The sequence below is a fragment of the Eikenella sp. NML03-A-027 genome, from assembly GCF_001648395.1.
Classification (GTDB): domain Bacteria; phylum Pseudomonadota; class Gammaproteobacteria; order Burkholderiales; family Neisseriaceae; genus Eikenella; species Eikenella exigua.
This window is the reverse complement of the sequence record NZ_LXSM01000008.1, coordinates 1-20,588: the sequence shown is the minus strand read 5'-3', so window position 1 is coordinate 20,588 and position 20,588 is coordinate 1. Positions and strand designations below refer to the sequence as shown.

Genomic DNA, 20,588 nt, shown 5'->3' with positions numbered 1-20,588 from the left:
AGAAAAGCCTAGTTGCTGCATAGTTAAAATGTAAGCTATTAGTTCCATATAGCCAGCAACTTTCAGGTAGCCTCTTAACTCTATTGATTGATAAACCACCCATGCCCCCACGTTCCCGCCCGCTCACCTCCGCCGAAATCAAACTCGCCCGCAGCGTGTTTGGCAGCGGGCTGCGCTATGAACGCATCTGCTTGCATGGAGGCGCGTGGTGGCTGCCTACCCGCAATATTGCCATTGCCCCCTTCGGCCATGTTTACTTCCCCACCAACCGGTTCTACCCCGATTTCGCCCAGCGCCCCTTGATCGAACGCGCTTGGCTGGTGCACGAGCTAGCGCATGTTTGGCAGCATCAAAACGGCTTTCCCGTGTGGTTTGGCGGCAGTTTGCTGGCTTTGCGTTTGGGCTACCTGAAAAACCGCGCCTACCGCCTGCCCATGCTCGACACCGTGCCGCACTTAAACCGCCTCAATATGGAGCAGCAGGCTGAAATCTTCGCCCTGTATTACCGCGCCGCTCTTTGCTGCGACCCAGTGGCCACCCCCTACCTGCTGCAGCTGCAACGCCTGTTGCAGCCGTTTTTCGCCAATCCGAAAAGCCGCGAACTATGGCCGAAGTGGTTTTGAGGGCGGGAGTGTAGCTGTGTTTTCAGGTAGCTTTTTGTGGGTGATGGAAAGGCTACCTGAAAATATCCAGCTTAGACTTTTTTCTTCTATCCATTTGTTTATAAAGATGGGAAATGGTTGAAACTAGGAAGAAATTTTAAAACTGACTCAATAATTTGAAAAATAATAGAAAATCAAGCTGTTTGCATTAATTGCATTCTTGCAAAGCAGCAGATTTATCGCTTGCATATTGCTGTGCTGCAAACTTACTCACTGAGAAATTTTACACATGGTGTTTTATTATTCACCTACTTTTGAAGGAGTATCCATAAATACCATTCCACCTCTCCGGCTACCCGCGCATTGGCACGAAGCGCGAGCTGAAATTTGTTGTTGAAGCCTTTTGGAAGGGTGTGAAATGCGAGGCTGAGATGTAAGCCGTAGTGGTCGACATTTGTCGCATCAACTGGGCCACCCCCAAAGCTATTGATGCGGATTTACTGTGCATTCGGGGCGGTATTCCCTCTCGTTTCGGCTTCGACGCAGCCAAACTAACCCTGCCGGAATACTTCCAGCTGGCACGCGGCAACGCCACCCAGTTTGCGATGGAAATGACCAAATGGTTCGACACCAACTACCACTTCATTGTGCCCGAATGGTCTGCCGACACTGAATTTAAGGTAAACGCCAAAAACCTGATTGCGCAAATCAAAGAAGCCAAAGCGCAAGGCCACGACATCAAGCCCACGCTGGTGGGCCTGGTTACGCTGGCTTGGTTGGGCAAGAAAAAAGAAGACTTCGGCTGCCGCGTAACCAAACTGCTGCTGCCTAAATTGCTGCCTGCTTATGCACAACTTTTGCGCGAGCTGGCTGCCGAAGGCGTGGATTGGATTCAGATTGACGAACCGATTTTGGCTGCCGAAGCTTCACAAGTGTGGCTGGACGCATTCGCCCCCGTGTATCAGGAACTGACTAACACCGGCGTGCGCATCGTCATCGGCACTTATTTCGCCTCCGTGGCCGAACACCTGAACCTGCTGAAATCCCTGCCCGTACACGGCGTGCACATCAACTGCATGCGCGCACCGGAGCAACTCTCCGTGTTTGCCGACGGCTGGCCGGACAACCGTGTGCTGTCTGTTGGCTTGATTGACGGCCGCAACGTGTGGCGCGCCAACCTGAACAAGGTAATCGACACACTCGAGCCCGTGAAAGCCAAATTCGGCAACAACTTGTGGATTGCCCCCTCCTGCTCGCTGCTGCACAGCCCGCAAGACTTGGCCGTGGAAGAAAAATTGGACGGCGAAATCAAATCTTGGATGGCTTTTGCCGCACAGAAACTGGTGGAACTGGGCGTGGTGAAACAAGCGCTGGCACACGGCAAATCTGCTGTTCAGGCTGCCTTGGCCGAATCCGATGCCGCTGCCGCCGACCGCGCAACCAACAAGAAAATCCACAATGCAGCCGTACAAAAACGCGTGGCCGACCTGCCCAAAGGCGCCGACCAACGCAAATCGCCGTTTGCTCAGCGCATTCAGGCACAGCAGGAATGGATGAAGCTGCCCGTGCTGCCCACCACCACCATCGGCTCCTTCCCGCAAACCACCGAAATCCGCCAAGCGCGCGCCGCGTTCAAGAAAGGCGAGCTCTCCGCTGCCGACTACGATGCCGCGATGAAGAAAGAAATCGCCTACTGCGTGGAAATCCAAGAAAAATTGGAGCTGGATGTGCCCGTACACGGCGAAGCCGAGCGCAACGACATGGTGGAATACTTCGGCGAACAGCTGGCCGGCTACTGCTTCAGCCAATTCGGCTGGGTGCAGAGCTACGGCAGCCGCTGCGTGAAACCGCCGATTATTTTCGGCGACGTGTCCCGCCCCAACCCGATGACCGTTTATTGGTCTACCTACGCGCAGAGCCTCACCAAACGCCCGATGAAAGGCATGCTCACCGGTCCGGTAACCATGTTTAAATGGTCGTTTGTGCGCGACGACGTGCCGCTGAGCGTAGTGGCCAAGCAAATCGCACTGGCGCTGAACGATGAAGTGCTGGATTTGGAAAAAGCCGGCATTAAGGTTATCCAGATCGACGAGCCCGCCATTCGCGAAGCCATGCCGCTGAAAAAAGCGCAGTGGGACGAATACCTGGCCTGGGCCTGCGAAGCCTTCCGCCTCTCCAGCACCGGCGCGGAAGACAGCACCCAAATCCACACCCATATGTGCTATTCCGAGTTCAACGACATCCTGCCCGCCATCGCCAGCATGGATGCAGACGTGATTACCATTGAAACTTCACGTTCCGACATGGAATTGCTCACCGCGTTCGGCGACTTCAAATACCCGAACGACATCGGCCCCGGCGTGTACGACATCCACAGCCCGCGCGTGCCCACCGAAGCCGAAGTGGAACGCCTACTGCACAAAGCCATGGAAGTGGTGCCGGTAGAGCGCCTGTGGGTGAACCCCGACTGCGGCCTGAAAACCCGCGGCTGGAAAGAAACCTTGGAACAGCTTGAAGTGATGATGGCGGTTACCAAGAAACTGCGTAAGGAATTGGCGGATAAAAACGTTAGCCGCTAAACGCTGAGGCAGTTGGAATAATAGGCTACCTGAAAATGAGCGACGCGAATTTCTGCGAAGCCAAAATTTTTGGATGCTTTAAAGATAGTCGGCCAGATTGCCCAGTGCGCTTTGCCAATCGCTGGGGGCGATGCCGAAGGCGGTGTGGATTTTTCTGCAGTCGAGGCGGGAGTCGGCGGGGCGGCGGGCGGGGGTAGGGTGGTCGGCAGTGGTGATGGCGCGCAGTTCGGGCACGCGGGGCAGGATGCCTTGCTCGGCGGCGCGGCGGAAGATTTCGGCGGCAAAGCCGTGCCAGGTGGTGTAGGGGCTACCTGAAAAGTGGTAGAGGCCGTAGGGGCAGTTTTCGGTTTGGGTGCGCCCGGCGATGTGCAGCAGGGCGGCGGCGATGTAGCCGGCATAGGTGGGGGCGCCGCTTTGGTCGGCCACGATGCCGAGGCTGTCGCGTTCGCGGCCGAGGCGGAGCATGGTTTTCACGAAGTTGTGGCCGTGTTCGCCGAACACCCAGGCGGTGCGCAGGATGATGTGGCGTGGGCAGGCGGCCTGCACGGCTTGTTCGCCGGCCAGTTTGCTTCGGCCGTATATGGTTTGGGGATCGGGGGCGTCGGTTTCGCGGTAGGGGCGTTTGGTTTGGCCGTTGAAAACGTAGTCGGTGGAAATATGCAGGATGGCGGCGCCTGCGGCGTGAGCGGCGCGGGCAAGGTTTTCGGCGCCTTCGGCGTTGGCGGCATAGGCAGCGGCCGGTTCGCTTTCGGCTTTATCCACGGCGGTGTAGGCGGCGGCGTTGATGATCACAGCGGGCTGCTCGCGCTCGACGGCCTGCAATACGGCGGCACGGTCGGCGATGTCGAGCCCGCTGCGGTCGTAAGCGGCTACCTGAAAATTGTGGGCGGCGGCCTGTTGGATGAGGGTTTGGCCAACTTGGCCGTGGTGGCCGGTGATGAGGAGTTTCATGGGGGCTACCTGAAATTGGGATGGTTAATCAAACAATACGGCTTGGTTCAGCGGTTTGCCGGTGAGGTCTTTGGGCGAGAGTTTGGGTTCGCCTTGCAGCGGCCATTCGATGCCGACTGCGGGGTCGTTCCACAGCAGGGAGTGTTCGGCTTTGGGGTTGTAGTAGTCGGTGCATTTGTAAACGAATTCGGCCTCTTGGCTGAGTACGTAGAAGCCGTGGGCGAAGCCTTCGGGCACCCAGAGCTGGTGTTTGTTTTCGGCGGAGAGAACGGCGCCGGCCCATTGGCCGAAGGTTTGGGAGCTGTGGCGCAGGTCGACGGCCACGTCGCGAACACTTAGCCGGCAATCACACGCACGAGTTTACCTTGGGTGTTTTCGGTTTGGTAGTGCAGGCCGCGCAAGACGCCTTGGCCGGATTTGGAGTGGTTTTCCTGCACGAAGGTGCGCGGGGCGATGTGTTCGCGAAACCAGTTGTCGCGGAAGGTTTCCATAAAGAAGCCGCGCTCGTCGCCGTGGATTTGGGGCTGGAGGAGTTTGACTTCGGGAAGGGTGGTGGGAAGGATGTTCATGATGGGGTACTTTGGTAGTTGGTGGTTTCAGGTAGCCTGGGTTAGTTCCTGCGGTTGAGTTGATTCAGCATTTGGTGTTGCTGTAGAAGCTGATGGGTTTGCCTTCGGTGTTGGTAAGGCGGAAATGTGTCCAGCGGTTGTTTTAAGTTTGGGCGGTCGCGGGCATGGTGGCAAGGAGTAGGGCTTGGCGCATGGGGCTACCTGAAAAGGGGTTACGGATGTTCGCTACGCCGGTTGCGGATGTTTTCCATTTCTTGCAACAGGTGCATATAGCGGGGGTAGAGCGGTGCGATGCGGGCGCGGTTGTCAGGCGTGCAGAATTGTTGCAGGCGCTCAGGGCTGCGCATGATGGCTTCGTAGTGTTTGGTTAAGTCGGAGAGTTCTTGGCGTTGCTCTGGAGTAAGGGCACAGCGGTTGAATTCTTCATTGCCGGATTTGCTGTTGAGCTCGCCAATGGCATACCAGCCGATCATGGCTTGGCGGCGGGTTTGTTCGGTGTCGCCTTTTTCGCAGTAGCGGCTGTCTACAAACATCTCCATACTGTCGATAACGGCTTGTTTGCATTCGGCCGGGCTCATGGGGCGGATAAGAGATATGTCGGCGCGGGCCAGAGGGGCGGCGAGCAGGAGGATGAGGAGGATTGGTTTCATGATTGGTAAGCAGAGTGAGGTTATTTTTCTAGCAGCCGCAGCAGGTATTGGCCGTATTGGTTTTTGGCCATAGATTGGGCCAAATCGGCCAATTGCTCGTTGGAAAGCCAGCCGTTACGCCAGGCAATTTCTTCGAGGCAGGCTACCTGAAGGGCTTGCACGTTTTGGATGGTACGCACAAATGAGGCGGCTTCGTGCAGGCTTTCATGTGTACCGGTGTCGAGCCAGGCGAAGCCGCGGCCGAGCAGTTGCACAGAAAGGCTGCCGTCTTCGAGATAGAGCTGGTTGAGGTCGGAGATTTCGAGCTCGCCGCGTGCGGATGGCTTGATTTGTCTTGCGAATTCGACTACGCGTTTATCGTAGAAATAGAGGCCGGTTACCGCCCAGTTGGATTTGGGTTGTTTGGGTTTTTCTTCGATAGATAGGGCTTTGAGGTGCGGGTCGAATTCGACCACGCCGAAGCGTTCGGGGTCTTTCACTTGGTAGGCGAATACGGTGGCGACGTGGGTTTGGGCGGCGGCTTGCTGCAGGGTTTGGGTGAAGGATTGGCCGTAGAAGATGTTGTCGCCCAATACGAGGCAGACGTTGTCGCCGCCGATAAATTCTTCGCCGATGATGAAGGCTTGGGCAAGGCCGTCTGGGCTGGGTTGTACGGCGTATTGAAGGCGGATGCCGAAGTCGCTGCCATTGCCGAGCAGGCGGCGGAAGGCAGCGTTGTCTTCGGGGGTGGTGATGATGAGGATGTCGCGGATGCCGGCGAGCATTAATACCGATAAGGGGTAATAAATCATCGGTTTGTCGTATACGGGCATGAGTTGTTTGGCGGCACCACGTGTAATGGGGTACAGCCGTGAGCCGCTGCCACCGGCGAGAATAATGCCTTTCATACGGTTGCCTTTCTGTGGCAGAAGGCTACCTGAAAACAAATGTTTCAGGTAGCCTTTTTATGGTTTGCTGTGCCTATTCCGCGCCCAGCAGTTTGCCGTTGTAGCGGCCGAAGAATTCGCTGATTTCAAAGAATACTTCTTTGCGCTCGCCGTTCGGACCGACTACGCTTATGCGGTCGTAGATGCCGTTTTGCCCTTGAACCAGGGCTTGGCCGACTTTGCGGTAGCCGGGCATGTTTTAGGCAATCCAGCGGTTTTCGGCGGCAATGCCGCGCGGGGTGTCGTTTTCGTGGATAACCACGGCGCGCTCTTGGCTGCTGCCGTCGGCGCGTTGTTACTGCTGGGTGGCAGCAGGTGCGCGGTGGGGGCGGGTTTTGGCTTCCACACCGCAGGAGAGAGCGATGCTGAGGGTAAGGAAGCTGAGCAGTATGCTATTACGGATGTTCATAGGATCTCCGGATTATTGGATTGATAAGTAGTGGCCAAGCCGCTCCAGGCGGTAACGGCCATCGAGGATGCGTTGCCACCAGATTTTGTTATCCAAGTACCATTGTACGGTTTTGCGCATACCGGATTCAAATGTTTCCTGCGGCTGCCAACTCAGCTCGCGGCCGATTTTGGCGGCATCAATGGCATAGCGCAGATCATGGCCTGGGCGGTCGGGCACAAAGGTAATCAGGTCAGCATAACGCGACACGCCAATAGGTTTTTCGGGAGCAAGTTCTTCCAGCAGGGTACAGATGGTTTGTACCACTTCAAGATTGGTTTTTTCGTTGTGGCCGCCGATATTGTAGCTCTCGCCGATTTTGCCTTGGGTAATGACTTGATACAGCGCACGGGCATGGTCTTCCACAAAGAGCCAATCGCGGATTTGTTGCCCGTTGCCGTAGACAGGCAGGGGTTTGCCGGTTAGGGCGTTCAGAGTCATCAGCGGAATGAGTTTTTCGGGGAAGTGGTAGGGGCCGTAGTTGTTGGAACAGTTGGTAATGATGGCGGGTAGGCCGTAGGTACGTAGCCAGGCGCGCACAAGGTGGTCGCTGGAAGCCTTGCTGGCAGAATAGGGGCTGGACGGGGCATAGGGCGTAGTTTCTGTAAACAAATCGCTGGTGCCATGCAAGTCGCCAAACACCTCATCGGTGGAGATATGGTGGAAGCGGAATGCCACGCGGCGGCTTTCAGGTAGCCTTTGCCAATAGGAGCGGGCTGCTTCGAGCAGGTTAAAGGTGCCGACAATATTGGTTTGGATAAATTCGCCAGCGCTGTCTATGCTCCTATCCACATGGCTTTCTGCTGCCAGGTGCATCACCGCGTCGGGCTGATGCTGGGCAAATATGCGGTTGAGCTCGGCATGGTTGCAAATATCAATTTGCTCAAAGGTATAACGGGGGCTACCTGAAACTTCTGCCAAGGATTCGAGGTTGCCTGCGTAGGTGAGCTTGTCGAGGTTGATAACAGAATCTCGAGTGTGATGGATGATATGGCGGATAACTGCCGAGCCGATAAAGCCGGCACCGCCGGTGATGAGGAGGTGCATAAAGCAGATACTTGGAGTGTTCTAATTATGTTCCAGCTCTTCCAGCATGGCATAGAGCTTGGTTATATGATACTCAAGAGTAGGATTGTAAGCTAATGCCGATAGTGGTTTGTCGATTTTATGTCGGCCTTGCTGTTTAAGAGCAACAGCTTGGCGAATAGTTTGATCCAAACTGTGCTTATCTTCCCGCGAGAAGAAGAAGCCTGCCTCGTTATTCATAACTTCGCAGCATGCTATATTTTCCGATAAAACAACACGAGTGCCACATAACACTGATTCCACGCCCACTAAGCCGAAAGGCTCATATAGCGAGGCCATGATGGTGTAATCAGCGGCGCGGTAAAGATCTGGCATATTTTTGCAAAAGCCTAACTCCTGCACGTTTGCAATCGGATAAGGAAGCGGTGACCCGGCAACGGCAAGTCGGATGGGCAAGGTAGTGGTTTTAAAATAATCTGCCAATAAATCTAATCCTTTGCGTTTATGGCCTGTGGACGGGAATAGGAAAATAACGTCCTCATCTTTCCACCCATATTGTTGCCGGATAGAGGCAATTCCTTCTGAATGGTGGGTGAAGCGGTTTGTATCGGCAGGCGGGTGGATTGTTTGGATTTTTTGTGCCGGAATATTATATAGATTAATCAGCTCCTGACGCATCATTTCTGAGTGCGCCATAATGGATTTTGCAGTGGTATAATTGGTACGATTCCGATATACAGCCAATTTGTCAATCAAGTTTGGCGATTGCTCCATGGCTTTCAGGTAGCCTAAATGAGTCCCACCACAAATATAAATATCGGCATAATCAGAAGGGTTGCAGGCAATCAGATATTCATCAGTGTGATGAATTTTATTTAGCTGTCTGGTAAAGAAAAATGGCCGCAGTTTTTTCAGAGTATGTTTTTGATTAATTAATACCGGTTGAATTTTGGAGTATTCCGGTAAGCTATGATCAAATTTCGAGGCATAAACCTTAACTTTTTTTCCATCATTTGAAAGCTGCTTCGCCAAATCAATCGTATAACTTTCTATTCCACCACCAGTGGCGAATTTGTGGGTACTTAATGCGATGAGTTTATGCATTTTGTTGCTCCAAAATGGCGGTGATTTGTTGGTTTAACCAGTTTGCAGCTTTTGCAATAGGGAAATCCCCACGATGTTGCCAGCTAATTTCCTCACTTTCTGAAAAACATTTCTCAGAGTGGGAAACTGCCATAAAATGGGGAACATCTTTGTGATGCAGTGGGCCCCATGTATTTATATTATGGTCAACATAAAAACTTAGAAGAGGTTTTTTCAGGGCACACGCTAAATGCACTGTGCCACTATCTACCCCAATAACAATATCAGATGATGCTGTTAGCGCAATATATTCTTCTAGTGAGGTCTTTGGAGCAAGTGATAAATCAATGTCAGAAGTACATAATAGTTTTAATTTTTTAAAATATTCTTCTGAGTTTTTGGTGTTGCATACAATAAATTTAGCTTGACTAAAATAATTTTTATTGAACAAGTTCAGTAACTCTGATAACTCTTTTTCTGGCAAGCATTTAAAAGGAACACTACCCTGCGGTGCTAAAAATATACGAATCTTCTTTTCGGTATCACATTGCCAGAATTTCCCAGAAATTTGTTCAGTTAGATGGATTTTTAATTCTGGGATAGCCTCTGGGATAGAGAAGTATTGGGAAAAAGATGATGTATGTAAATGTCGAACTACGTGATCCTTTGGATTGTAGGGACAGTAAAAGTCATAGTTATGAACATTTTGCATAGAGTAATATTTACGTGCCCGTTTTTTAAAAATCATAATAGCACGAGGAGAAAGAATAGATGAAGCAGTAATGCTTCTACTATCCAGGCATTCACCAAAGTCTAGGAGTAAATCCCATTTTTTTCGCTGCCTAAGATAGTTGATAGGAGTTCTATCTATCGTTTTATCTATTAATGGAGAGTTGGAAAAAATATTTTTATTTCTATTAGTAACCAGTACGCCTAATTGGATATTTGAGTAAATGTTTTTTAATTGCTTGGCATAAGCTAGATTGATAATTGCATCGCCGACAGCATCCCCTAATGGGCGGATTAGGATGGATTTTATATTATTAAAATCAAAGCCAATAGAGTGTCGCTTTTGACCAAACAGGCGGATAATAATTCTTTTTGAAAATGGAATGTTCATAATGTTAATGGTAATGAATTACTAGAACACTTTTAAAGAGTCGATGGCTTCATTGATGCGATAAGTTAAATCTATTGAGCTAGCTTTGGATATGTAGTCATAGTCCACAACAATTTGTATGCTGTTTGGGTTATTTGGATGCCAGAAAACCGTGCTAATAGAGAAGAAGTTAGATATTTTGTTAACTGGTATGCCATATAAACCATATTCCATTTGGGTGTAATATAGCCAGTAGTTGTATTTTATTAGATCTAATTCGCTCTGTGGAGGGCTTGGTATATGAATTTTGGATGAGTGTGGGTAAATGGCGATGGTATTCTTATTGAAAGTGGTTGCAATGTGAATAATTGATGTGTCAACACTAACAATTAACTTTGCTTTCTTCACCAAAGGAATTATATCAATAATATTTCTAGATTGAAAAATAATGCTTTCGCTAAATCCTAGTATGCTTAGTTTTTCTTTTTCTCCAGTAATAAAGATTTTATACCCTAAGATATTCAGTTGATCGTATATGCATTGAGCTTGTTTTGGGGATAAGCAATGCGTGTTTTTACTACCAAGTGGATTAAATATTATGAAATTTTTCTCAGATACTTGGCTTGCAACATAGTCCTCTTCAGCTTGAGAAAAAAATAAGTCATAAGACATGTCTCTATAAGTTATAGTTTTACCAAATATATCTAATATTCTTCTTAAAGGTTCGATTACATGTACTTGTTGCAATTTGCAAGGGATAGTTACATTAAAAGTTTTAAACATATCCTTATTACAACCAATTAATATTGGTGATTTTATTAATGCATGATAAAGTAAGTCTTTATAGGAGGGTTTTCTCGCAATACGTACTTCGATGGCTAAATCAAAATTCTTTTTTCTAAGTAATAATAAGGAGTAAAAGAAATTCGTTAGTTTGTTATCATTGTAAAGAAAGGTTTCTTTTATATAAGGGTTATATTTTAATAAATCCAAAGATTGTTTTCGTGATGAAACAGAAACTTCATAACCTAATTCTACTAAGTTTCTAAGCAGGCCAGTACAGACTACAGTGTCACCAATTACATTATTGAATATTAATAATATATTGCCTTTTTTGGGTAAGTTGGATACAGGTTTTCTTGCAAATATTGTGTCGATAGCTAATAAAGGTAAGTAATAGAAGAAAATTTTTGCCTTCTTGTAGGTAAATTTACGCTTATAATTCCATAATTTTAACTTATATTTAAGTGACATTTTGATCTTTATATACAACCAACCGACATTACGAAATTTGTTGGGATAACCATTTTACTGCCAATTCAATAGGGAAATTTTCAGTAGCTACTGGGTTGTTATTGTTTTGAGAGGCGGTAATCATCAAGTGAGGAGTGTTTGGATTTGATAATGGATGCCAAGTATCTATGTTATGTCGTGCATAGAAGCTTAATAATGGTTTTTGTAATGCACACGCTAGATGGACAGTTCCGCTATCTACGCCAATGATAATATCTGCTGATGCTGATAAAGCTAAATATTCTTTTAAAGTAGTGGGTGGTGATAGACCTAATAGTATGTCATAACGGCATAATTCCTTGAGAGTTTGGAAATATTCTTTGCTACCAATTGTGTATCCCATTAATACCCTGATTCTGGAGGATGCGGGAAGACTTTCGTTAAGTAGTTGTGCTAACTCTGAGGGGGGAATTTGTTTTTTCAATTGAGCATTTCCTTGAGGGGCTAGCAGTATATTTAGAGTCTTGCCAAGATTGGCAGGTAGGGTAAATAGCCTATCCCAAATAGGCAACACTTTATCTATTTCCACGTGTGGAATTGTTAATTTCGGAATAATTCTCGGTAAGTCGAAATATTGACCAAATATAGAAGTCTGAAGATGATTTACGACATGACTATTTGGATCAAACGGGCAGCAGAAATCATAATTAGAAATTGTCTCGAGATTATAGTATTCTTTATCTTGTTTAGAGAAAATTATTGTCGTCTCAGGAGATAAGATTTTATCAGCGATTAAATCAGGGGTATTGTATGTTTCTCTGAAGTCTAATAGTAACTGCCATTTTTTATGATTTTTCGTATATTCAAGAAAATTACAAGGAATAATTTTATCAAAGAGATTGCTTGCTATAAATAAATCTCGGTTTCGTCCAGCCATAATGCCTAACTTTAGATTTGGATATATACTCCTTAATTGTTCTGCAAAAGCGAGATGTATCAGGCTGTCACCTAAGGCAAAACCAAATGGGCGAATTAGAATTGATGATATATTATTCAAATCAAAGTTGTTGCACTTCTTTTTTCTCCCAAATAAATAAGCAATAATCACTTTGGATAATTTCATATAATTATAAGCCGTTAATTAAGATAAATTGTTTAAAAGTTTGGCTTGTCTACGTCAGGATGAAATAAATGGACATCTGTAAGCTCATTATCCTTATTTATTCGCTGTTTCAGATATATTGCATAATAGTGTAAGGCTTCAGAATGTTCTTTTTTTTGCCATAGCCGTTTGGAAAGTAAGCGGTATTCACTATGCCCTACCTTAAGGTGATCTAAGATTGGGTCACTTTTGTGAATGGCTAATAGGTTGATATCTTTGGTGAAGAATGTGTATCCAAGGCTTTGGAAAAAATCAACTATTTTATCTCCGCCAGATTTTAAGATTTCGACCAACATAACGGGTCTATTTTTTTTAATGCTATCTGTTGCGCCATTTAACACTTCTATTTCCATTCCTTCCACATCCATTTTGATTAAGTCAATTCGTGACAAATCTAAAGTGTCAATAGATAGCAATGGTACTTTTTGCGTATGCTTCTGATAGTCTATTTGTTGGCCAATAAACTCATTATGGTCAGAAGGGCGTAGTTCTAAGCTACCAAACGATGCATGTTTGGTATAGTCAGGAACTGGTATATCCAAGAAGTGGGTAGATGGATCTGGTAGTATTTTGGTATTACCTAAAGCAGCGTGAATGGCTTTTACATTGAAACAGTTATTTAAAGCTATGTTTCCTGCTAAGGCATAATAAATACGTTCTTGAGCTTCAAAAGAAATAACGTTACCCCATCCTGTCATTTCTATGCCCCAGGCAATGGTATGTGCACCTATATTCGCACCACAATCTAGTGCAACCACTCCTTCGCCATGATAATTCTTACGTAAATTCAGTAGGTTCAGAACTAGTTCGATTTCGGAAGGGTCGAAACTACCTTGGCTGAGATATTGATATCCTACTCCATAACAATTACCTTGTTGATCATAGGCATAATCTTGGTGATTCACGATCATTGTTCCGGTATTTGTAGATGTCAGCACGAATGGTAACGGGCGGTGAATATGCTTCATAAAATTATTTCCAAGTATTAAAGTTGAGATTAGTAATAAAATGCTTGATATTTCAGCTAAATTTAGCTACTCGCTCAACACAGCAATATCTGCCACCGCGTTCATCTGCTCTGCCAAGCGGTTCAGCAGGTTCAGGCGGTTTTGTTTTACGGCGGGGTCTTTCGTCATTACCATCACGCCGTCGAAGAAGGCATCGACTTGCAGTTTGACGGAAGCCAGTTCGGATAAGGCGGTCTGGAAATTGCCTTCGGCAACAGCGGCGGCAATTTTCGGCTGCAAACTTTGCGCGGCGGCATACAGGGCTTTTTCCTCGTCTTGTTGCAGCAGGCTTTCATCGACTTCGCCCAGCGCGGCATCGGCTTTTTTCAGCAGGTTTTGCACGCGTTTGTTGGCAGCGGCGAGTGCGGCGGCTTCGGGCAGTTGTTTGAACGCGGCAACGGCTTGCAGTTTGGCGGTCAAATCGTCCAAACGGCTCGGCTGTTTGGCGAGTACAGCGGCGACGATGTCTTGCGGATAGTCGTTTTGCAGCAACACGGCCAAACGCGCCTGCATGAAGTCGGCGGTTTCAGGCGGCGTTTTCTCGTTGAGCAAACCTTTGGGGAAGCTGTCGAAGGTCGTCTGAATCAGCTCGTTTACGTCCAAGCCATACTGCATCAGCATCCGCAAAATACCCAAGGCGGAACGGCGCAGGGCGTAGGGGTCTTTGTCGCCGGTCGGAATCAGGTCGATGCCCCAAATGCCGACCAAGGTTTCCAGTTTGTCGGCCAGCGCTACGGCGGTGGCGGTTTTGCTTTCAGGTAGCCTATCGCCGGCAAAACGCGGTTGATAGTGCTGCTCAATGGCTTCGGCGATTTCTTCGGTTTCGCCGTCCAAGCGGGCATAGTATTTGCCCATTGTTCCTTGCAGTTCGGGGAACTCGCCGACCATTTCGGTCACCAAGTCGGCTTTCGCCAAACGCGCGGCGCGTTCGGCTGCGACGGCATCTGCACCCAGAGCTTTGGCGATGTGGGCGGCGATGCTTTGCAGGCGTTCGATGCGTTCGGCTTGCGAACCGATTTTGTTGTGATACACCACGTTCGCCAGCTTGGGCAGGCGGCTTTCCAAAGTCGCTTTTTGGTCTTGTTTGTAGAAGAACTCGGCATCAGACAGGCGCGCGCGCAAGACGCGTTCGTTGCCTTGGATGATGTGCGACGGGTCTTCGGTTTGCAGGTTGGAGACCAGCAGGAAGCGGTTCATCAGCTTGCCGTTTTGGTCGAGCAGCGGGAAGTATTTTTGGTTTTGCTGCATGGTCAGAATCAGGCATTCCTGCGGCACGGCGAGGAAATGTTCTTCAAAACCGGCTTCCAATACCACAGGCCATTCGACCAGTGCGGTAACTTCGTCCAACAGTGCTCCATCGGCGGCTACGGTAGCTTTCAGACGACCTGCATGCTCATTCAAGGCTGTCTGAATGGCGGCTTTACGCTCGGCAAACGAAGCGACGACTTTGCCTTGTTCACGCATTTGCGCGGCGTAGCTGTCGGCGTTTTCAATGGTGATTTCGCCGTTGGACAGGAAGCGGTGCCCCAAGGTTTGATTGCCACTTTGCAGACCCAAAATGCTGACGTTCACGATGTCGCCGCCGTGCAGCACAATCAGCCCGTGAACAGGGCGCACGAAGGTAAACGTGCTGCTGCCCCAGCGCATTACTTTTGGAATCGGTAGTTTCTTAACCGATTGATTGATAATGTCTTCCAAAAGTTCGCCCAACGGTTTGCCGGTTTGGACGTATTCGTAGGCGTACACATCCTGCTTGCCGTCGTGGACGATGGTCAAGTCTTCGATTTTCGCCCCAGCACCGCGCGCAAAACCTTCCAAAGCCTTGGTCGGTACACCGTCTTTCATGGCATTCGCCACGGCAGGGCCTTTTTTCACGATTTTCTGATCGGCTTGAACGGATTTGACGTTTTTGATTTGAACGGCCAGACGGCGCGGCGAGGCGTAGGCGGTAAATTCAGCTGCGCCGTCAATCAGTTGCGCTTTTCCCAAGCCTTCGGCAACAGAAGCGGCGAAGTGGTTGCCTAAATTATTCAGGGCTTTAGGGGGGAGTTCTTCGGTGAGGAGTTCGATTAAAAGGGTTTGGGTGTTCATTGCAGCGTGTCGTTTGGTTTTAGGTAGCCTGCCGTTGCTGTAGATGGTGCTGGGTTTTTAATCAGGAGGCAGGCGGCACTTGTTTGTTAGGTTGGTGAGAATTCTAGCATTTTCAGGCTGATTGCGCCTTGTTTTTAATCAGCGGGAAGCCCAGTTTCTCACGGCTTTCCACATATTTCTGCGCCACGGTGCGGCTTAGTGCACGGATGCGGCCGATGTAGGTGGCGCGCTCGGTTACGGAAATAGCGCCGCGTGCGTCTAAGAGGTTGAAGGTGTGACCGGCTTTGAGGACGAGTTCGTAGGCGGGCAGGGCGAGGCTGGTGTTTTCCACGGCCAGCAGGCGTTTGGCTTGCGCTTCGTAGTCGTTGAACTGGCGCAGCAGCCAGTCGGCATCGCTGTATTCGAAATTGTAGGTGGATTGTTCGACTTCGTTTTGGTGGTACACATCGCCGTAAGTTATGGTGTTGCCGTCCGGCGTTTTTGCCCAAACGAGGTCGTAAACGTTTTCCACTCCTTGCAGGTACATCGCCAGGCGTTCGATGCCGTAAGTGATTTCGCCAAGCACAGGGGTGCAGTCGATGCCGCCGACTTGTTGGAAGTAGGTGAACTGGGTGACTTCCATGCCGTTGAGCCAAACTTCCCAGCCCAAGCCCCATGCGCCGAGGGTGGGGTTTTCCCAGTCGTCTTCGACGAAGCGGATGTCGTGCACTTTGGGGTCGATGCCCAATTCGCGCAGGGAATCGAGATAGAGGTCTTGAATATTGGCCGGGGCGGGCTTGAGGGCTACCTGAAATTGATAGTAGTGCTGCAGGCGGTTGGGGTTGTCGCCGTAGCGGCCGTCTTTGGGGCGGCGGCTGGGTTGGACGTAGGCGGCAAACCACGGTTCGGGGCCGAGCGCGCGCAGGCAGGTGGCGGGGTGGGATGTGCCGGCGCCAACTTCCATATCGAGCGGCTGGAGCAGGGTGCAGCCTTGGGCGGCCCAGTAGTTTTGCAGTTTGAAGATGATTTGTTGGAAGGTGAGCATGGTTGTGCGGAAAAGTTGGAAAAAATAATGGCGGTATTGTACTTGGTTTGCCGGTTAAACAAAACAAAGCTAAAGGCTACCTGAAAAATGGTTGTGGGGATTTTCAGGTAGCCTTTTCATCTTTAAAGGCATGGCTGAAGCACTGTGCTTCATCAGGCATTATGGTTTGCCGCTTGCCGGCCGTTTTAAGGCTACCTGAAAAATAATCAGACGATTTCAGGTAGCCTCTGCCAAACCGGCTAGGCTTCGGCAAAACGCACACCGGTAAGCTGGGATTTCAGAATGGCTTGGCGCAATGCCTGCAATGCCTGCGGTCGCACGAAGTTGCGGCGTGAGGCCAATACGATGCGGCGGTTGGGTACGGGCGGCTCGAAGGGGATGATGGAAAACAGCAGGTGGTCGTTGTCCGTGAGGGCGCTGGAGGGCAGTACGCTGATGCCCAGGCCGCTGGCCACCATATGGCGGATGGTGTTGATGGAACTGCCCTGCAGGGTGTTGGCCAGACCGAGGATGCGCTGGCGGGAGGCCAGTTTGCTGCAGCTTTCTAAAACTTGGTCGCGCATGCAGTTGCCTTCGCTGAGCAGCAGCACCTGCTGTTCTGTCAGCTGCTGCACAGATATGGCATCGAGCTCTTCAAATTCGTGCTCCTTCGGCACGATAACGAAAAACGGTTCGCTATAAAGCGGCTCGGTGATGATACCGGACTCTTGGAAGGGCTCGGCCACCACGATGGCGTCCAATTCGCCTTTTTTCAGGGAATCGGTGAGGTTGGCGGTGTGGTGCTCTTCCAGCATCAGGGGCATATCGGGTGCCACTTTGCGCAGCGATAAAATCAGACGCGGCAAAAGATAGGGAGCCACGGTAAAAATCAGCCCCAACTTGAACACGCCAGCTAGCTCATTTTGCTCGGAGGCGGCTAGGTGTTTGATACGGTCGGCTTCTTCCAAAACACGGTGCGCCTGGGTGATGATGCGCTCGCCGGTTTCAGTGGGTCTGACTTCGTTGCTACTGCGGTCGAATAGCGAAACCGAGAGTTCTTCCTCCAACTTTTTAATGGCGATGGAGAGGGTGGGCTGGCTGACGAAGCAGCGTTGAGCGGCACGGCCGAAGTGGCGTTCTTGTGCAACGGCCACAATATAGCGCAATTCGGTCAGGGTCATGGCTTAGCCTTCTTCGCTTTTGCGTTGGAAGTCAGGCAGGATGATGTTGAGCTCCAGCACGTCCACACCGTTTTGTGTTTCCTGTGAGATACGGATATCGTCGAGGGAAACGTGCACGTATTTCGATAATACCCCCAACAGCTCTTTCTGTAGGGTGGGCAAGTAGTCCGGTGCTTGGGATTTCACGCGCTCCTGTGCAATGATGATTTGTAGGCGGTCGCGGGCGATGCTGGCGGATTTGGGCTTTTTGCCGAACAATATATCAATCAATGACATGGCTTACCCTCCGAACAGGCGTTGCAGGAAGCCTTTTCTCTCTGCTTCCAAAAAACGCATTGGCCGGTTTTCGCCCAGTAGGCGGGCCACCACGTCTTTATAGGCTTCGGCGGCAGGTACGCCTTCTTGATGGATCACAGGCAGGCCAACGTTGGAGGCTTGCAGCACGTTTTGCGATTCGGGAATCACGCCCAAGAGCGGGATGCGCAGTACGTCTTCGATGTCTTTTACCGAAAGCATTTCGCCGCTTTCTACACGATCGGGATTGTAGCGGGTAATCAACAGGTGTTCTTTCACTTGCTCGCCTTTTTCGGCATGGCGGCTCTTGCTCTGCAAAATGCCCAAAATGCGGTCGGAATCGCGCACGCTGGATACTTCGGGGTTGGTGGTAACGATGGCTTCATCGGCAAAATACAGTGCCATCAGTGCGCCGGTTTCGATGCCGGCGGGCGAATCGCAAATCACAAATTCGAAGTCCATTTTTTCGGTGAGCTCGGTGAGCACGTGTTCCACGCCTTCGCGAGTGAGCGCGTCTTTGTCGCGGGTTTGTGAGGCGGGTAGAATGAACAGGTTGTCGCAGTGCTTGTCTTTAATCAGCGCTTGGCGCAGCGAGGCTTCGTTTTGGATAACGTTGATTAAGTCGTACACCACACGGCGTTCGCAACCCATGATGAGGTCAAGGTTGCGCAGGCCGACGTCGAAATCGATAACGGCGGTTTTGTGTCCTTTTAGAGCTAGGCCGCTGGCGATGCTGGCGCTGGTGGTGGTTTTGCCCACACCGCCTTTACCGGAGGTTACTACAATAATTTTTGCCACGGTTATGATCCTTTCCCTTATGTGAATCTGTTTTGTTGAAATGGGTTGTTACGTTTGGCGGGCTACCTGAAGAAGGCTACCTGAAAATGGTTTGCCGCCGTTTGTATTGTGTAGCTAAATAAAGTTGTTTCAAATAATCTTGTTGAGGGCGGCGATGGACAGCCGCTCTTTTTGCAAATATATCTGCACGGCCTGACGGTGGAGGTGCGGCGGCAGCTGTTGGTCGAAAGTGCGGTAGATGCCGGCGATGGATACCAACTCGGCCTGCATCGATTGGGCGAAAATGCGGGTATTTTGGTTGCCGCTGGCGCCAGCCAGGGCGCGGCCACGCAGGGGAGCGTAAATGTGGATATGGCCGTCGGCAATGACTTCGGCCCCTTCGTTTACCAAGCCCAGTACGATGAGGTCGGCATTTTCGGCATACACCTGCTGACCGGTGCGGATAGGTTTCTCCACCACAAGGGTTTGGCGCACGGTGGGAGCGGACGGGGTGCTGGGCGTTTCGTGTTGCGTGTTTTCAGGTAGCCTTTTGTGTTCTTCACCATTGGCGTTATCGCTGCAAAAGGCTAAGTGATGGGCGCGGGCGGCAGCCTGCCATTGCTCGTCGTGATGGCGTAGGGTGCCGATGGGTAGGCTGTGCTCGGCAAACAGACCGAGCAGGCTGTCTAAATCTAGGTTGTCCGGCGAGTCGAATGCCTGCACGTCAAGCAGCAGCGGCATATCGCTGAGCTCGCGGTATTGTGCGGCGCGCTCGGTGAGGGTTTGTCGGATGGTCGCCAGCTCGGCGGTGTTGAGCTGGATGGCGAGCGCGTCGAGACGGGCGGATTTGATGTCGAATGCTGGCTTCATCGGTGCGATGGAGTCGTAATTTAAGAATTGAAACGGCTCGCAGTTTACCGTTTTATGTAGGCTACTTCAAATCTGTGTGACTCTTGGCTTATATCAGGCTACCTGAAAACTTGGCTTATAATAATGCGGCGAATCGGTTTTCAGGTAGCCTGCTTGGCAAGCCGGAGGCTACCTGAAAACCAGTTTGAGTAATTTAAAGGGAAAAACTATGCGGAAGCCGATACGGATTTTGGGCATCGACCCGGGTAGCCGGGTAACGGGATTTGGCGTTATTGATGTGCTGGGGCAGAATCAGAGCTATGTGGCATCCGGCCGCATCAAAACCATTCCCGGCGACGAGCTGGCCGGACGTATCGGCATTATCGTGCAGCACATCGGCGAGATTATCGATACTTATCGACCGAACCAAGCGGCGGTGGAGCAGGTGTTTGTGAACGTCAATCCCGCTGCCACGTTGATGCTGGGGCAGGCGCGCGGGGCAGCAGTGGCGGCGTTGGTGCTGCGCGGGTTGCCTGTGTATGAATACACGGCTTTGCAGGTGAAGCAGGCGGTGGTGGGGCAGGGTAAGGCAGCCAAGGAACAGGTGCAGCATATGGTGGTGCAGATGCTGAGGCTGTCAGGGAAGCCGCAAGCCGATGCGGCCGACGGCTTAGCCGTGGCGCTCACCCATGCGTTACGTAATCATAGTTTGGCAGCGAAATTGCGCAATGCTTCGCAGATTAAAGGTGGCCGGTTTCAGATTTGATTTTCAGGTAGCCAGTAGTCAGTTGTATTTATGCCGGGTAAATTTCATTTCACCCTAGTGCTTTAGTTTTTGTTTGTGGATATTTTGTTTTTCGGTATTTGACAAAATATTTTGGTAGGCGTATAGTCCGCATCTTCGCTGTTCCTTACGGCACGGTTTTGTTGTCAGTTTTACGGTTCAGCAGCTCTTTAACAATCAGATTACCGATAAGTGTGGGTGTTTTACACCTGCACTGTTGAGAAGAAGACAAGACGATGTTTTGACATTGTCCTGTTGGTTTCTTTGAAGCAGA

General features: G+C 50.1%; 19 protein-coding genes and 2 pseudogenes. 4 read left to right on the top strand and 17 right to left on the bottom strand.

Annotated elements, in window-relative coordinates; all coding sequences use genetic code 11:
• Positions 1-101: 101 nt before the first annotated feature.
• On the top strand, positions 102-623 hold the full coding sequence (locus tag A7P96_RS04065; protein ID WP_067524946.1) for a hypothetical protein: 522 nt from the start codon (positions 102-104) through the stop codon (positions 621-623).
• A 311-nt stretch (positions 624-934) separates the two neighbouring features.
• Positions 935-3,181 (top strand): annotated as a pseudogene (metE, locus tag A7P96_RS04060) (5-methyltetrahydropteroyltriglutamate--homocysteine S-methyltransferase).
• A gap of 78 nt (positions 3,182-3,259) precedes the next feature.
• On the opposite strand, the gene rfbD reads toward metE, so the two are convergent.
• From rfbD to glyQ, 13 genes and pseudogenes are all read right to left on the bottom strand, one after another.
• Positions 3,260-4,132, bottom strand: coding sequence for a dTDP-4-dehydrorhamnose reductase (gene rfbD / locus A7P96_RS04055; protein WP_067524944.1), 873 nt, complete (start codon positions 4,130-4,132; stop codon positions 3,260-3,262).
• 24 nt (positions 4,133-4,156) lie between these two features.
• Positions 4,157-4,701 (bottom strand): annotated as a pseudogene (gene rfbC, locus A7P96_RS04050) (dTDP-4-dehydrorhamnose 3,5-epimerase).
• Positions 4,702-4,913: 212 nt separating this feature from the next.
• A complete protein-coding gene (locus A7P96_RS04045; RefSeq protein WP_067524942.1) occupies positions 4,914-5,351 on the bottom strand; it encodes a hypothetical protein in 438 nt (145 codons plus the stop codon).
• Positions 5,352-5,371: 20 nt separating this feature from the next.
• Positions 5,372-6,238 (bottom strand): glucose-1-phosphate thymidylyltransferase RfbA, encoded by an 867-nt coding sequence (rfbA, locus tag A7P96_RS04040; RefSeq protein WP_067524941.1) that lies wholly within the window; start codon positions 6,236-6,238, stop codon positions 5,372-5,374.
• Positions 6,239-6,311: 73 nt separating this feature from the next.
• Positions 6,312-6,473 (bottom strand): hypothetical protein, encoded by a 162-nt coding sequence (locus A7P96_RS11165; protein WP_231863630.1) that lies wholly within the window; start codon positions 6,471-6,473, stop codon positions 6,312-6,314.
• Positions 6,474-6,698: 225 nt separating this feature from the next.
• Complete coding sequence (gene rfbB, locus A7P96_RS04030) at positions 6,699-7,772, bottom strand: dTDP-glucose 4,6-dehydratase (protein ID WP_067524939.1); 1,074 nt, start codon at positions 7,770-7,772, stop codon at positions 6,699-6,701.
• Between the two features lie 21 nt (positions 7,773-7,793).
• On the bottom strand, positions 7,794-8,855 hold the full coding sequence (locus A7P96_RS04025; protein WP_067524938.1) for a glycosyltransferase family 4 protein: 1,062 nt from the start codon (positions 8,853-8,855) through the stop codon (positions 7,794-7,796).
• A complete protein-coding gene (locus A7P96_RS10220; RefSeq protein ID WP_082887903.1) occupies positions 8,848-9,954 on the bottom strand; it encodes a glycosyltransferase family 9 protein in 1,107 nt (368 codons plus the stop codon). The genes A7P96_RS04025 and A7P96_RS10220 overlap by 8 nt, the downstream gene beginning before the upstream one ends.
• A gap of 21 nt (positions 9,955-9,975) precedes the next feature.
• Positions 9,976-11,187 (bottom strand): glycosyltransferase family 9 protein, encoded by a 1,212-nt coding sequence (locus tag A7P96_RS10215; protein ID WP_082887902.1) that lies wholly within the window; start codon positions 11,185-11,187, stop codon positions 9,976-9,978.
• A gap of 28 nt (positions 11,188-11,215) precedes the next feature.
• The gene (locus tag A7P96_RS10210; protein ID WP_082887901.1) at positions 11,216-12,289 is read right to left on the bottom strand and encodes a glycosyltransferase family 9 protein; all 1,074 of its coding nucleotides are present in this window, start codon (positions 12,287-12,289) and stop codon (positions 11,216-11,218) included.
• Positions 12,290-12,321: 32 nt separating this feature from the next.
• On the bottom strand, positions 12,322-13,296 hold the full coding sequence (locus A7P96_RS04015; RefSeq protein ID WP_067441702.1) for an FkbM family methyltransferase: 975 nt from the start codon (positions 13,294-13,296) through the stop codon (positions 12,322-12,324).
• Positions 13,297-13,362: 66 nt separating this feature from the next.
• The gene (gene glyS, locus A7P96_RS04010; RefSeq protein WP_067524934.1) at positions 13,363-15,426 is read right to left on the bottom strand and encodes a glycine--tRNA ligase subunit beta; all 2,064 of its coding nucleotides are present in this window, start codon (positions 15,424-15,426) and stop codon (positions 13,363-13,365) included.
• 112 nt (positions 15,427-15,538) lie between these two features.
• Complete coding sequence (gene glyQ, locus A7P96_RS04005; RefSeq protein WP_067524932.1) at positions 15,539-16,450, bottom strand: glycine--tRNA ligase subunit alpha; 912 nt, start codon at positions 16,448-16,450, stop codon at positions 15,539-15,541.
• 2 nt (positions 16,451-16,452) lie between these two features.
• Between glyQ and A7P96_RS10670 the strand changes: the two genes are divergently transcribed.
• The gene (locus tag A7P96_RS10670; RefSeq protein ID WP_156496263.1) at positions 16,453-16,656 is read left to right on the top strand and encodes a hypothetical protein; all 204 of its coding nucleotides are present in this window, start codon (positions 16,453-16,455) and stop codon (positions 16,654-16,656) included.
• A gap of 33 nt (positions 16,657-16,689) precedes the next feature.
• Here A7P96_RS10670 and A7P96_RS04000 read toward each other — a convergent pair whose 3' ends face one another.
• The 4 genes from A7P96_RS04000 to minC all read right to left on the bottom strand — a co-directional run bounded on the left by A7P96_RS04000 (position 16,690) and on the right by minC (position 19,551).
• Positions 16,690-17,610, bottom strand: a complete 921-nt coding sequence (locus A7P96_RS04000; protein ID WP_067524930.1) for a hydrogen peroxide-inducible genes activator — start codon at positions 17,608-17,610, stop codon at positions 16,690-16,692.
• Between the two features lie 3 nt (positions 17,611-17,613).
• Positions 17,614-17,886 carry a cell division topological specificity factor MinE gene (gene minE / locus A7P96_RS03995; protein ID WP_067441713.1) on the bottom strand — a complete coding sequence of 91 codons (273 nt, stop codon included), beginning with the start codon at positions 17,884-17,886 and terminating at the stop codon, positions 17,614-17,616.
• Between the two features lie 3 nt (positions 17,887-17,889).
• The gene (gene minD / locus A7P96_RS03990) at positions 17,890-18,702 is read right to left on the bottom strand and encodes a septum site-determining protein MinD (RefSeq protein WP_067441717.1); all 813 of its coding nucleotides are present in this window, start codon (positions 18,700-18,702) and stop codon (positions 17,890-17,892) included.
• A 129-nt stretch (positions 18,703-18,831) separates the two neighbouring features.
• Positions 18,832-19,551, bottom strand: coding sequence for a septum site-determining protein MinC (gene minC, locus A7P96_RS03985; RefSeq protein WP_067524929.1), 720 nt, complete (start codon positions 19,549-19,551; stop codon positions 18,832-18,834).
• A gap of 208 nt (positions 19,552-19,759) precedes the next feature.
• On the opposite strand from minC, the gene ruvC reads away from it, so the two are divergent.
• Entirely contained in the window at positions 19,760-20,296 is a 537-nt protein-coding gene (ruvC, locus tag A7P96_RS03980; RefSeq protein ID WP_067441723.1) for a crossover junction endodeoxyribonuclease RuvC, read from the top strand.
• Positions 20,297-20,588: the final 292 nt, after the last annotated feature.